11 protein-coding genes are annotated in these 13,039 nt (G+C 67.2%); 6 read left to right on the forward strand and 5 right to left on the reverse strand.

Annotated elements, in window-relative coordinates; translation table 11 throughout:
* Positions 1-68: 68 nt before the first annotated feature.
* Positions 69-779 (forward strand): DUF4191 domain-containing protein, encoded by a 711-nt coding sequence (locus tag KL788_RS02960; RefSeq protein WP_293168349.1) that lies wholly within the window; start codon positions 69-71, stop codon positions 777-779.
* Between the two features lie 11 nt (positions 780-790).
* Here the strand turns inward: KL788_RS02960 and KL788_RS02965 are convergent, their stop codons facing one another.
* Entirely contained in the window at positions 791-1,198 is a 408-nt protein-coding gene (locus KL788_RS02965; protein ID WP_293168351.1) for an RDD family protein, read from the reverse strand.
* 41 nt (positions 1,199-1,239) lie between these two features.
* Here KL788_RS02965 and lipB point away from each other — a divergent pair, with 41 nt between their 5' ends.
* The 3 genes from lipB to glnA all read left to right on the forward strand — a co-directional run bounded on the left by lipB (position 1,240) and on the right by glnA (position 4,498).
* Positions 1,240-1,917 carry a lipoyl(octanoyl) transferase LipB gene (lipB, locus tag KL788_RS02970; protein WP_293168353.1) on the forward strand — a complete coding sequence of 226 codons (678 nt, stop codon included), beginning with the start codon at positions 1,240-1,242 and terminating at the stop codon, positions 1,915-1,917.
* Complete coding sequence (gene lipA / locus KL788_RS02975) at positions 1,914-2,918, forward strand: lipoyl synthase (RefSeq protein ID WP_293168355.1); 1,005 nt, start codon at positions 1,914-1,916, stop codon at positions 2,916-2,918. Before lipB ends, lipA begins: the two co-directional genes overlap by 4 nt.
* Positions 2,919-3,073: 155 nt before the next feature.
* A complete protein-coding gene (gene glnA / locus KL788_RS02980) occupies positions 3,074-4,498 on the forward strand; it encodes a type I glutamate--ammonia ligase (protein ID WP_293168357.1) in 1,425 nt (474 codons plus the stop codon).
* 106 nt (positions 4,499-4,604) lie between these two features.
* On the opposite strand, the gene KL788_RS02985 is transcribed toward glnA, so the two are convergent.
* The 3 genes from KL788_RS02985 to KL788_RS02995 form a co-directional block, all read right to left on the reverse strand.
* Entirely contained in the window at positions 4,605-5,675 is a 1,071-nt protein-coding gene (locus KL788_RS02985) for a hypothetical protein (RefSeq protein WP_293168359.1), read from the reverse strand.
* Between the two features lie 116 nt (positions 5,676-5,791).
* On the reverse strand, positions 5,792-8,704 hold the full coding sequence (locus tag KL788_RS02990; protein WP_293168361.1) for a bifunctional [glutamine synthetase] adenylyltransferase/[glutamine synthetase]-adenylyl-L-tyrosine phosphorylase: 2,913 nt from the start codon (positions 8,702-8,704) through the stop codon (positions 5,792-5,794).
* A gap of 18 nt (positions 8,705-8,722) precedes the next feature.
* Positions 8,723-10,060, reverse strand: a complete 1,338-nt coding sequence (locus tag KL788_RS02995) for a glutamine synthetase family protein (protein ID WP_293173118.1) — start codon at positions 10,058-10,060, stop codon at positions 8,723-8,725.
* 68 nt (positions 10,061-10,128) lie between these two features.
* On the opposite strand from KL788_RS02995, the gene KL788_RS03000 reads away from it, so the two are divergent.
* Positions 10,129-11,862, forward strand: a complete 1,734-nt coding sequence (locus KL788_RS03000; RefSeq protein ID WP_293168363.1) for an NAD+ synthase — start codon at positions 10,129-10,131, stop codon at positions 11,860-11,862.
* Between the two features lie 23 nt (positions 11,863-11,885).
* Positions 11,886-12,734 (forward strand): 3-methyl-2-oxobutanoate hydroxymethyltransferase, encoded by an 849-nt coding sequence (panB, locus tag KL788_RS03005; protein WP_293168365.1) that lies wholly within the window; start codon positions 11,886-11,888, stop codon positions 12,732-12,734.
* Between the two features lie 92 nt (positions 12,735-12,826).
* Here the strand turns inward: panB and KL788_RS03010 are convergent, their stop codons facing one another.
* The gene (locus tag KL788_RS03010) at positions 12,827-13,006 is read right to left on the reverse strand and encodes a methionine aminopeptidase (RefSeq protein WP_293168367.1); all 180 of its coding nucleotides are present in this window, start codon (positions 13,004-13,006) and stop codon (positions 12,827-12,829) included.
* Positions 13,007-13,039 lie beyond the last annotated feature (33 nt).

Consider the following 13,039-nt stretch of genomic DNA (forward strand, 5'->3'; position numbering starts at 1 on the left):
TCGATCGTGCATCATCCGGTCGACCGGAGCGGCGGGGAGGAGTCGCGCAGAGCCCTATCCTGGTAGGCATGGCTCGCTCTTCCGCTCCGAAACCCGCCAAAGAACCCGGTCGCATGAAGCAGATGTGGCAGGTCTTCCAGATGACCCGCCGCATGGACCCCTTGGCGGTCTGGGTCATGCTGCTCGCGTTCCTCCTGCCGATTCTCGCGGGCATCCTGCTGGCCGTCTTCGCGACGCCCGGTGACGTGCTCGCCGGTATTCTCTGGGTCGTCACGGGGGTGCTGCTCGGCATTCTGCTGGTGCTCATCGTGCTCGGTCGTCGCGCCGAGCGGGTCGCCTACCGCCAGATCTCCGGTCAGCCCGGTGCCGTCGGCGCCGTGCTCAAGTCGTCGCTGCGCCGCGCCTGGCAGGCGAGCGAGATGCCCATCACCGTGAGCCCCAAGACGCAAGACGCGGTCTACCGAGCCATCGGCAAGCCCGGCGTGATTATCATCGGCGAAGGTCCCCAGTCGCGCACGCGTCGCATGATGGAAGACGAGCGGCGCAACGTCAGCCGCATCGTGCCGAACGTGCCCATCCACTTCGTGCACGTCGGCCCCGACGTCGAGAGCACGAAGCTCGAGAACCTCGCGAAGACGCTCAACAAGTTCAAGAAGGTGTTGAGCAAGGCCGAGGTCTACGCGGTCAGCAACCGTCTGACGTCACTAAGCAAGTCGAGCACTCTGCCGATTCCGAAGGGCATCGACCCTCTCAAGGCTCGCGCTCCGAAGCCGCGCTGAGTTCGGCGCGCTCAACGCCGCAGCAGAATGGTGCGCGACAAGCGGTCGTGCAGCCCGCGGTTGTTGTCGTCCCACACCATCGCCGGGATCACCAGGGCGATGAGCAGCGCCCGCACGACGGGTCGCCAGACCCCCAAGAGACCGCCCTCCATCGGCACGACGCGCAGGCCGAGCAGTGCGTGGCCGATGCTCGCGTTCACGACGACCGTCATGAGCACCTGCAGCCCGATGAAGATCGCCAGGGTCATGAGCGGCTCGTACGAGAAGAACGCCGCCGAGATCACGACAGCAATGGCCCAGTCGATCGCGATCGCCGCGATGCGCCGACCGAAACGACCAACAGAGCGCGGTCCGGATTCGGGCAGGCCAAGCCGCTCGCCCGGCCACGCAGGAGGAGGCGAAGAGGGAGTGTCGGTCACCCCCTCAGCCTACGAGTCGGCGTCGCGCGTAGACTGAACGCGTGATCGACTTTGTCGTCACGGGGCTAAGCGCCAACTCCGTGCCGTACTTGTCGGGTCTCGAGCAGCAGCGTGCTCTGCACGCTGCCGTCGTCGAGGGCCGGGCGCCCGATACCGTCATGCTGCTCGAGCACGAGAGCGTCTACACGGCGGGCAAGCGCACCGAGCCCCACGAGCGGCCCACCGACGGCACTCCCGTCGTCGAGGTCGATCGCGGCGGCAAGATCACCTGGCACGGCCCCGGGCAGCTCGTCGGCTACCCGATCATGCACCTCGCCGAACCGGTCGACGTCGTGCGCTACGTGCGTTGCCTCGAGGGCATGCTCATCGCGGTGCTCGCCGATCTCGGCATCGCCGGCGCCGATCGCGTGGCCGGTCGCAGCGGGGTGTGGATGCGCGGCACTGACAAGATCGCAGCGATCGGCATTCGCGTCGCGCAAGGCGTGACGATGCACGGCTTCGCGCTCAACTGCTCGAACAGTTTCGACGCCTACCGCTCGATCGTGGCCTGCGGCCTCGCCGATGCGGGCGTCACCTCGATCAGCGCCGAGCTGGGGCGCACGATCACGCCTGCGGAGGTCATCCCTCTCATCGAACGACGATTCGGCCCGCTCGTGCACGATCTGGTCGGCACTCACGCCGGCACCACGCCCGCCCTCTCTCAAGGAGTCTCCGCATGACCGCCACGCCCGCCACCCACCCCGCTGAGGGCCGCAAGCTGCTGAGACTCGAGGTGCGCAACGCGCAGACGCCCATCGAGAAGAAGCCCGAATGGATCAAGACGCGCGCCTCGATGGGGCCCGAGTACACCGCGATGCGCGCGCTCGTCGGCGAGAAGCAGCTGCACACGGTGTGCCAGGAGGCCGGCTGCCCCAACATCTACGAGTGCTGGGAAGACCGCGAGGCGACCTTTCTCATCGGCGGCAGCCAGTGCACCCGCCGGTGCGACTTCTGCCAGATCGACACGGGCAAGCCCGCCGACTACGACACCGACGAACCGCGTCGCGTCGCCGAGTCGGTCGTCGAGATGAACCTGCGCTACGCGACGGTGACTGGCGTCGCGCGCGACGACCTGCCCGACGAGGGCGCCTGGCTTCACGCCGAGACCGTGCGCAAGATCCACGAGCTCAACCCCGGCACGGGCGTCGAGCTGCTCGCGACCGACTTCTCGGGCAACCCGGAACTGCTGCGCATCGTGTTCGACTCGCGACCCGAGGTGTTCGCGCACAACGTCGAGACGGTGCCGCGCATCTTCAAGCGCATTCGGCCTGCCTTCCGCTACGAGCGCTCGCTCGACGTCATCACACAGGCGCGCGACTACGGCCTGATCACGAAGTCGAACCTCATTCTCGGCATGGGCGAGACGCGCGACGAGGTCTCGCAGGCGCTGCGCGACCTGCACGATGCCGGCACCGACATTGTGACCATCACGCAGTACCTGCGGCCGACCTCGCGTCACCACCCCATCGATCGCTGGCTCAAGCCCGAAGAGTTCGTCGAGATCAAGGCCGAGGCCGACGAAATCGGGTTCCTCGGTGTTCTCGCCGGCCCGCTCGTGCGCTCGAGCTACCGCGCCGGTCGTCTGTGGGCGCAGTCGATGGTCGCTAAGGGCCGTCCGATCCCGGAGTCGATGCGGGCCCTCGCTGAGACGACGTCAGGTTTCGCGCAAGCGGTCGGCTGAGCATCCGTCGAGCTGGGCTTCTCTCGTGTGGTGAACCAGCGTCGCCGTAACATCCCGGAAACAAAAGAGACACTGACGAGAAATGCCCTGCGCGTAGGGTCGTCGTCGAGGCTGCGCTTGCAGTCATCCGGTACCAAGCTCAGGAGATCTGTCACATGTTCAGTGATTCTTCCGAGGTGCTGAAGTTCATCAAGGACACGGACGTCGTCTTCCTCGACATCCGCTTCACCGACCTCCTCGGTGTCCAGCAGCACTTCAACATCCCCGCCTCCACCGTCGACGAAGAGTTCTTCACCGTCGGGCAGCTGTTCGACGGCTCCTCGATTCGAGGCTTCCAGTCGATTCACGAATCCGACCTGCAGCTCATCCCGGATGTGTCGACCGCCTACGTCGACCCCTTCCGCACCGAGCGCACGCTCATCATGGTCTTCGACATCTACAACCCGCGCAACGGCGAGATCTACAGCCGCGACCCGCGCCAGGTGGCCAAGAAGGCCGAGAAGTACCTCGCCTCGACCGGCATCGCCGACACCGCGTTCTTCGCTCCCGAGGCCGAGTTCTACATCTTCGACGACGTGCGCTTCGAGGTGAAGCAGAACACCTCGTTCTACTCGGTCGACTCGAGCGAGGCGGCCTGGAACACGGCCCGCGTCGAAGAGGGCGGCAACCTCGCCAACAAGACTCCCTTCAAGGGCGGCTACTTCCCCGTGAGCCCGGTCGACCAGCACGCCGACCTGCGCGACGACATCGTCGTGAAGCTCATGGAGGTCGGGCTCGACGTCGAGCGCAGCCACCACGAGGTCGGCACCGCCGGCCAGGGCGAGATCAACTACAAGTTCGACACGATGGTCTCGGCCGCCGACGACATCTTGAAGTTCAAGTACATCGTCAAGAACACTGCCCTCGAGTGGGGCAAGGTCGCGACCTTCATGCCGAAGCCGCTCTTCGGCGACAACGGCTCGGGCATGCACACCCACCAGTCGCTCTGGAACGACGGCACCCCGTTGTTCTACGACGAGGCGGGCTACGGCGGGCTCAGCGACATCGCGCGCTGGTACATCGGCGGCCTTCTCAAGCACGCCCCCGCAGTGCTCGCGTTCACGAACCCCTCGCTGAACTCGTACCACCGCCTGGTCAAGGGCTTCGAGGCACCGGTCAACCTGGTCTACTCGGCCGGCAACCGCTCGGCTGCCATCCGCATCCCGATCACGGGCACGAACCCCAAGGCCAAGCGCATCGAGTTCCGCGCGCCCGACGCCTCGGGCAACCCGTACCTTGCGTTCGCGGTGCAGCTCATGGCTGGCATCGACGGCATCCTCAACAAGATCGAGCCGCACGAGCCCGTTGACAAAGACCTCTACGAGCTGCCGCCCGAGGAGGCCAAGAACATCCCGCAGGTTCCCGGCTCGCTCGAAGAGGCGCTCGTCGCTCTCGAGAACGACCACGAGTTCCTGCTGCAGGGCGGGGTCTTCACCAAGGACCTCATCGAGACCTGGATCGACTACAAGCGCGAGAAGGAGATCCTTCCCGCCGCTCAGCGCCCCCACCCGTTCGAGTACGAGCTGTACTTCTCGGTCTAGGTTTCTGCAACCGCCACCACAGCACGCGAGGGCCCCGTTCCGTCAGGAGCGGGGCCTTCGTGCGTGAGAAAGTACCCTCGACGAGAGTGAGGGTGGGTCTCTATCTTCAGGTGAGTGAGTCGATCACCGCTTGCACAGCCATCACAGCGGTGTCGCGAGCGATGTCCGTGGGGTTCTCGCCCGTCGACGTTTCTGCTGTCACGACCACTCCGTCAACTTCTGCGAAGGCGATGCAGCTGTATTCAGGACACCAGACAGTCACCTCGCCGACCGTCTCCGATGAAGCCGGCGCAAGGTAGTTCGGCTGGTCGAATACCCACGCGGCTTCCGGTGCAGCGACAACGGTGATCGCTTTCCGCGACGCACTGTCTGCGACAACGCACTCGACATAGCCGAGGCGATCAGCGCTGGCGAATCCCATCGAGCCGGTGGACGACTGGTTCGTGCGACCGAGGCTCTCAGCGGTGAACTCGATGGTGCCGCCTCGTACTGGCCGATCGTCGAGCAGAGTGCTGGCACTCGCCGAAGAGAACAGCTCCGCGCAGGTGGGAGATGGCTCGGCGGGGCGCGGAACCTCCGCACGCGATGCACCCACCACGGCGGCCAAAGCGCTCTCGACGATGTCGGCGACGAGTGAACCCTCGGTTGTGGGCACGAGTGGCTTGCGACTCGTGTCCGGATTGTCACGAGGGCTTGGGACGGTGGCCTCGCCCGCGGGGAGGTAGCGCGCAGCGGCGAAGATCCACACATCATCGCGGATGGCATTCCAGACGCACTCGAGCCCCCACCACGAGTAGTTGTCACTGCAGGCCACAACCGCGCCGTCGGCAAGTTCGGCAGGGATGTACGTGTAGGGAGGTGACGTGAGTCCGTCGACCACCACGGCGAACGCTTCCTCCGCCTCGGGGAGGATCATCATCACCAACTCAGGCTCAATCTGCCCGTCAGTCGACCACGTGCACGAGAGCCCTCCGTTGTGGAGCACGGCTGCGTCGACGAGACCGGATGGAGTCGCCTGGATCGGGTAGCCGTCGCGCAGGCTGAGTGGTTCTCCCCACACGGCCGAGCTCAGATCAGGGTTGAGGAGATCATCGCACGAGAGGTCGAACGCCGACACAGGAGGAACCAGCACTTCCGGTGTCGGCTCAGCGGTGGGTGTGCTCTCCGGGGGGCTCACAGAGGGCTGGTCAGTCTCAGCGCCCGCGCACGAGGCCAGCAATGCAGCTATCACGAGCAGTGCCACGGAGTGAACGACAATGCGAGCACCTGTCATGTGCACAGTGTTTCACAGGCTCAACCCGTGCCGTAGAAGCCGCGCTCGAAGACCTGACGTGCCAGGCGCGTCGTGCGCAAGTAGTCCTCTTCGAGCCGCGCTGCTCCCCCGGCCGGGTAGCCCATGAGGCGGGCGACTCCCTCGAGCTGCGGACGATCGATCGGCAGCACATCGTTGGTCTTGTTGCTCCACAGCGTCAACGCTGAGCGCGCACGGGAGGCGATGATCCAGGCGGCACGTAAGCGGTCGGCGTCGGCCGCTGACACGAGCTGAGCATCCACTGCCGCAGCGAGAGCCTCGAGCGTCGACGTCGTGGCCAACGCGGGCACGGCGGCGGCGTGCTGCAACTGCAGCAGCTGGACGAACCATTCGACGTCGCTCAGCGAGCCGCGCCCGAGCTTGAGGTGCCGCGCGGGGTCTGCAGCCTGCGGCAGCCGCTCCGATTCGACTCGCGCCTTGATGCGCCGCACCTCGCGAGCATCGGCCTCGGCGAGCTTCGTCGGGTAGCGTACGGTGTCGGCGAGGGTGGTGAAGTCGGCCATGAGTGCGGGGTCTCCGGCGACCGCGCGCGCCCGCAGCAGCGCCTGAGCCTCCCACGTGAGCGACCACCGCTCGTAGTAGGCCTGGTACGAGGTGAGCGACCGCACGATCGCCCCGTTGCGCCCCTCGGGCCGCAGGTCGATGTCGAGGTCGAGCGGCAGGCGCAGATCGTCGGTGAGGCGCTTCAGCTCGTGCACGATGCGCTCGGCGCGCGCTTGCGCCTCATCACCCGCGCCCGCATCGCGATAGACGTAGATGACGTCGGCGTCAGAGCCGAAGCCCAGCTCTCCCCCGCCGTAGCGGCCCATGCCGATGATCGCGAACTCGATGCCGTCGCCGTAGCGGTGCGCGAGCGAGAGCGCTCCCGTCAGCACAGTGGTCGTGACGTCGCTGAGCGCGCGGCCGAGATCGTCGACGGCAATGACATCGAGGATTCCGGCGAGAGCAAGGCGCAGCAGTTCGCGTCGCCGCGCCGTGCGCAGGGCCTTCGCAGCGGACTCAATATCACCGTCGTGGCGGGCGACGGTCGCTCGAGCCTCGTCGAGCAGGGCCTCGAGCGGCCGGGGTCTCAACTCTTCTTCGTTCTCGAGCCAGGCCGCCCCTTCAGGAATGCGCTCGAAGAGCCCGCCCACGTAGCGCGACGACGCGAGCACACTCGTGAGGCGCTGGGCCGCGCCGCTCGAATCGCGCAACATGCGCAAGAACCAGTAGCTCTCGCCGAGGTCGTCACTCAAGCGCCGGAAGGCCAGCAGTCCGTAGTCGGGGTCTGCACCGTCAGCGAGCCACTGCAGAATGACGGGCAGCAGGGTGCGGTGAATCTGCGCACGCCGCGAGACCCCGTTCGTGAGCGCAGCGATGTGGTGCAGAGCGCCCTTCGCGTCGACGAAGCCGATGGCGTTGAGGCGAGCCACGGCCTGCTCGCTCGTGAGCGCGAGCCCGTCTTCAGGCAGCGCGGCGACGGCCGAGAGCAGCGGGCGGTAGAAGAGCTTCTCGTGCAGCGACCGTACGGCGATCTTGGTCTGCTGCCAGCGGGCGGTGAGCTCGTCGGCGGTGGTGCCCAGACGTGTCGCGCGAGCGAGCACTCGCAACCGGTCGTCGTCGCGCGGCATGAGGTGGGTGCGCTGCAGCCGCTCGAGCTGCACGCGGTGCTCGATGACACGCAGCAGTCGGTAGTCGCGCCCGAACTCTGCCGCTTCGACCCGGCCGATGTAGCCCTGCTGCGCGAGCGCGTCGAGGGCGCCCAGGGTGTCGCCCTGCCGCACCTGGTCGTCACCGTGGCCGTGCACGAGCTGCAGCAGCTGCACCGTGAACTCGACATCTCGTAGGCCCCCCGGCCCGAGCTTGAGCTGCACGTCGACCTCGTCGGCGGGAATGTTCTCAGTCACGCGCTCGCGCATGCGCTGCACCGATTCGACGAAGCCCTCGCGCTGAGAGCTGGTCCAGACCAGCGGATGCACGCTCTCGCAATAGCGTCGCCCCAGCTCGGTATCGCCCGCAAGGGGTCGCGACTTGAGCAGCGCCTGAAACTCCCAGCTCTTCGCCCAGCGGTCGTAGTAGGCGCGGTGCGACTCGAGCGTGCGCACAAGCGCGCCGTCTTTGCCCTCGGGCCGAAGGTTGGCGTCAACCTCCCAGATGGGCGGCTCGAAGCCTGGCTCTTGAATGCCCCGAGCCGTTGCCGCCGCGAGCCGTGTCGCGATCTCGATCGCGCGGCCCGAGTCGAGCTCGTCGACCCCCTCGGCGACGTAGATCACGTCGACGTCGCTGATGTAGTTCAGTTCGCGCGCACCGGCCTTGCCCATGCCGATGATCGCGAGACGCGTGCGCTCGACATCGACGGCCGGGTAGGTGCTCGTGCGCCGGGCGACGACAAGGCTCGCATCCAGCGTCGCTCCCGCAAGGTCCGCGAGTGCCGCCGACACGAGCGGCTGGGCTTCGAGGGGGTCAGGGTGCTCGAGATCCCACGCGGCGATGCGCACGAGCCAGCGCTGATAGCGCACCCGCATGGCTGTGATCGCACGATCAGGGTCGTCGACCGCAGCAACGGTCGCGAGCAAGTCGCGGTGCAGGTCGGCGTGGGTCGGCAGCTCGTCCAGCGGCTCACGTAGAGCGGCGAGCTCGTCGGGCCGGCGCCGCAAGAACTCGCCCAATCCCTCGCTTGCGCCGAGCACGCGCACGACGCGCGCCGCCCAGTCGTTGTCGGCGAGTGGCGCCGAGAGGGCATCCGGATGCTGCTCTCGCAGCCGCCCGAGCTGCCGTAGCGCCCGATCAGGGTCGGCGGCGGTGCCGAACGCGTCGAGCAGCGGCTCGAAGCCGTCGAGGGCATCACGAGCGGCGCTCAGCTCAGAGAATCCGAGCCGAGCGAGCTCGGTCAGCGTCGACACGTGGCGCGTCACGGTGCAGCCCGACCGGGCCTAGAGAATCTCGAGATTGCTCTCGAGCTCATAGGGCGTGACCTGGGCGCGGTACGCGTTCCACTCGCGGCGCTTGTTGAGCAGCACGTAGTTGAAGACCTGCTCGCCCAGAGTCTCGGCGACGAGCTCGCTCTCTTCCATGAGCGCGAGTGCACGATCGAGGCTCGACGGCAGGGCCTTGTAGCCGAGCGCGCGGCGCTCAGACTCGCTCAGCGCCCACACGGTGTCTTCGGCCTCGGGCGGCAGCTCGTAGCCGTTCTCGATGCCCTTCAGCCCTGCAGCGAGCAGCAGGGAGTACGAGAGATAGGGGTTGGCGGCCGAGTCGATGCCGCGGTACTCGACGCGAGCACTCTGGCCCTTGCCCGGCTTGTAGAGCGGTACGCGCACGAGGGCCGAGCGATTGTTGTGACCCCACGTGACGTAGCTCGGAGCCTCGTCGCCGCTCCAGATGCGCTTGTACGAGTTCACGAACTGGTTAGTGATCGCGGCGATCTCGGGAGCGTGCGTGAGCAGCCCGGCGACGAACTGCCGACCGATCTTCGACAGCTGATACTGCCCCGAAGAGTCGAAGAAGGCGTTCGTATCGCCCTCGAAGAGCGACATGTGGGTGTGCATGCCCGAGCCCGGGTGCGCGGCCAGCGGCTTCGGCATGAACGTGGCATAGACGCCCTGCTCGATCGCCACCTCTTTGACGACTGTGCGGAAGGTCATGATGTTGTCGGCCGTCGTGAGCGCGTCGGCGTAACGCAGGTCGATCTCGTTCTGACCAGGACCGGCCTCGTGGTGGCTGAACTCGACCGAGATGCCGAGGTCTTCGAGCATGCGCACGGCGCGGCGCCGGAAGTCGTGGGCACTGCCGCCCGGCACGTTGTCGAAGTAGCCCGCCGAGTCGACAGGCTGCGGGCCCTCGGGCCCGTACTTGCTGCTCTTGAGCAGGTAGAACTCGATCTCGGGGTGCGTGTAGAAGGTGAAACCGCGGTCGGCGGCCTTCGCGAGCGTGCGCTTGAGCACATTGCGCGGGTCGGCCGAGGCGGGCTGGCCGTCGGGCGTCGTGATGTCACAGAACATGCGAGCGGTCGGATCGACCTCGCCGCGCCAGGGAAGAATCTGGAACGTCGTCGGGTCTGGGTGCAGCAGCACGTCGGCCTCGAACGCGCGCGTGAAGCCCTCGATCGACGAACCGTCGATGCCGAGGCCCTCAGAGAACGCGCCCTCGACCTCGGCCGGAGCGACCGCGACCATCTTGAGCGTGCCCACGACGTCGGTGAACCACAGGCGCACGAACTTGACCCCGCGCTCTTCGATCGTGCGAAGAACGAAGTCGCGCTGCTTGTCCATGCTGCCCTTTCCGGTCACCGTGACGCCTCTCGATCGGGGCTCAGAAGCCCGCCATTAGGCTACTGCGTATGCCCCGCCTGCGTGTCGCCCTGGCACAGTCGAACCCGATCGTCGGCGACCTCGTCGGCAACGCCCAGCTCATCGTCGACGCCGTGCGCGCCGCGAGCGAGCAGGGCGCCGACCTCGTCGCCACCGGCGAGATGGCCCTCACCGGCTACCCGATCGAAGACCTGGCCCAGCGGCCCTCGTTCTTGGCCACGGCCACGCGCGCCGTGCACGCCCTGGCCGAGCGGCTTGCCGCCGAGGGCCTCGGCGAGACGGTCGTCATCGTGGGCCACCCTGACGGACCGCACGAACCGAGACTGCTCGGCACCTCGAACGCTCCCACGGCCATCGCCCAGAACTGCGCGAGCGTGCTGCACCGCGGCCGCGTCGTCGCCCGCTACGCCAAGCACCACCTGCCCAACTACTCCGTCTTTGACGAGTACCGCATCTTCATCCCCGGCGACGAACTGCTCGTGCTGCGCCTGCGCGGCGTCGACGTGGCCCTCATTGTCTGCGAAGACCTCTGGCGCGACGGTGGGCCGGTGGGCCGCGTGCTCGAGGCCGACGCCGGGCTGCTCGTCGTCGTCAACGCCTCGCCCTTCGAGCGCGACAAAGACGAGGTGCGCCTGCCGCTCGTGACGCGGCGCGCGACCGAGACCGACACGATCGTCGCCTACGTCAACATCGTCGGAGGGCAAGACGACCTCGTGTTCGACGGCGACAGCGTTGTGGTCGACGGGCACGGCACGATCCTCGCCCGTGCACCCCAGTTCGTCGAGCACCTGCTGGTCGTCGACGTGGATGCGGCCGAGCACACCGATGCAGAGTTGCCGCCGAACGTGCGGCGCGTCGAACTCGAGGTAGGCGGTGCTGTCGCTGAGCATCCGGTTGCCGCCGACGTCGCCGTGCTGGGCGATGACCGCGAGCAGCTCTGGAACGCCCTCGTCACCGGCACGCGCGACTACGTGCGCAAGAACGGGTTTCGCAGCGTGACGCTGGGGCTCTCGGGCGGCATCGACTCGGCCGTCTGCGCCGCCATCGCGGCCGACGCCATCGGCGCTGAGAACGTCTACGGCGTCTCGATGCCGTCGCGATGGAGTTCTGACCACTCACGCAGCGACGCCGACGAGCTGGCCGAGAATCTCGGGCTGCAGTACTCGGTCGAGCCCATCGCCGAGCTCGTGCAGCCCGTCGAGACACAGCTCGCGCTCACCGGGGTCGCGGCCGAGAACCTGCAGGCGCGCATCCGGGCCATCATCCTCATGGGGCTGTCGAACATGCACGGGCACCTCGTGCTCACCACGGGCAACAAGACCGAGCTCGCGGTCGGCTACTCGACGATCTACGGTGACTCGGTCGGCGGGTTTGCTCCGATCAAAGACGTTCCCAAGCTGCTCGTCTGGGAGCTCGCGCGGTGGCGCAACGAGGCCGCGGTCGCACGCGGCGAGACTCCCCCGATTCCGCAGGGGTCGATCGAGAAGCCGCCGAGCGCCGAGCTGCGGCCCGACCAGACCGATCAAGACACGCTGCCGCCCTACGAGGTGCTCGACGCGATTCTCGACGCCTACGTCACGCGCGCGCTCGGGCACGACGATGTCGTCGCTCTCGGCTTCGACCGCGAGACCGTCGACTTCGTGACGAAGCTCGTCGACCGCTCGGAGTGGAAGCGGCGTCAAGGCGCCATCGGCCCCAAGATCTCGGGCATGGCGTTCGGGCGCGACCGCCGGCTGCCGATCACCTACCGGCCGACCGAGTAACCCACCGGGTTAGGGTGGTGAGCATGGCCGAAGCACCGAAGCGCGTCCGCACCCGTCACTTCGCGAGAGCGAAAGAGCAGGGCATCAAGATCACCGGGCTCACGTCGTATGACGTGCTCACCGCTCAGATCTTCGACGAAGCCGGCATCGACTTCCTCCTCGTCGGCGACTCGGCCGGCAACACCGTGCTCGGCTACGACACGACGCTGCCCGTCACGATCGACGACCTCATTCCGCTCACGCGCGGCGTCGTGAGCGGCGTGAAGCGCGCGCTCGTCGTCGCCGACATGCCGTTTGGCTCGTATGAGACCGGGCCAGAAGAGGCCTTGCACACGGCGTTCCGTTTCATGAAAGAGACGGGAGCCCACGCCGTGAAGCTCGAGGGCGGGGTGCGGTCGGCCAAGCAGATTCGGCGCATCGTCTCAGCGGGCATCCCGGTCATGGCCCACATCGGGTTCACGCCGCAGAGTGAGCACGGGCTCGGCGGCCACGTCATCCAGGGCCGCGGTGAAGCGGCCGAGCAGCTACTCGCCGACGCTCACGCGGTCGAAGAGGCCGGAGCGTTCGCGGTCGTGCTCGAGATGATCCCCGCCGAGGTCGCGCAGCGCATCACGGCCGAGCTGAGCATCCCGACCATCAGCGTCGGTGGCGGCCCGCACTGCGACGGCCAGCTCGTCGTCTGGACCGACTGGGCCGGGCTCGCTTCGGGCCGCATTCCGAAGTTCGTGAAGCAGTACGCGAACCTGCGCCAGGTGCTGACGGATGCTGCGATCGCCTACAAGGCCGACGTCGAGTCGGGCGCGTACCCCGACGAGGACCACAGCTACAGCGACGCGACGGCCGAGCAGGCGCTGCAGGAGCGCACGAACTAGCCAACCCTTCCTCGGCACCTGCCAGATCTGGGCCAAAATGGCGCAACTCTGTCGCCGTTGCGCCGATGTGCCCCAGATCTGGGGCTGTAGGGCTACTCCTCTTCGTCGGCCGCCCAGGCGCGAGCGTGCTCGCGGGCGATCTCGGGGGCGCGGCGCGCATCGGCCTCGGTAGCGTAGGGGCCGTCGCGGTCGGAGCCGAGCGACTGCGGCCCGTGCTCGACCTCGCCGGTCTTGTGGTTGTACCACCAGTGCTGCGTATCATGCTCGGCCAAGAGCCTCTCCCCTCGCTCGGTAGACTCGACCCT

Origin of the sequence: Microcella sp. (assembly GCF_019739195.1) — a bacterium.
Classification (GTDB): domain Bacteria; phylum Actinomycetota; class Actinomycetes; order Actinomycetales; family Microbacteriaceae; genus Microcella.

What these genes read in the sequence shown, in the direction of transcription:
- KL788_RS02995 (WP_293173118.1), bottom strand. Translation starts at nt 10,060, where the DNA reads ATGGACAAGCAGCGCGACTTCGTTCTTCGCACGATCGAAGAGCGCGGG.
- glnA (WP_293168357.1), top strand. Translation starts at nt 3,074, where the DNA reads ATGTTCAGTGATTCTTCCGAGGTGCTGAAGTTCATCAAGGACACGGAC.
- lipA (WP_293168355.1), top strand. Translation starts at nt 1,914, where the DNA reads ATGACCGCCACGCCCGCCACCCACCCCGCTGAGGGCCGCAAGCTGCTG.
- KL788_RS03000 (WP_293168363.1), top strand. Translation starts at nt 10,129, where the DNA reads ATGCCCCGCCTGCGTGTCGCCCTGGCACAGTCGAACCCGATCGTCGGC.
- panB (WP_293168365.1), top strand. Translation starts at nt 11,886, where the DNA reads ATGGCCGAAGCACCGAAGCGCGTCCGCACCCGTCACTTCGCGAGAGCG.
- KL788_RS02960 (WP_293168349.1), top strand. Translation starts at nt 69, where the DNA reads ATGGCTCGCTCTTCCGCTCCGAAACCCGCCAAAGAACCCGGTCGCATG.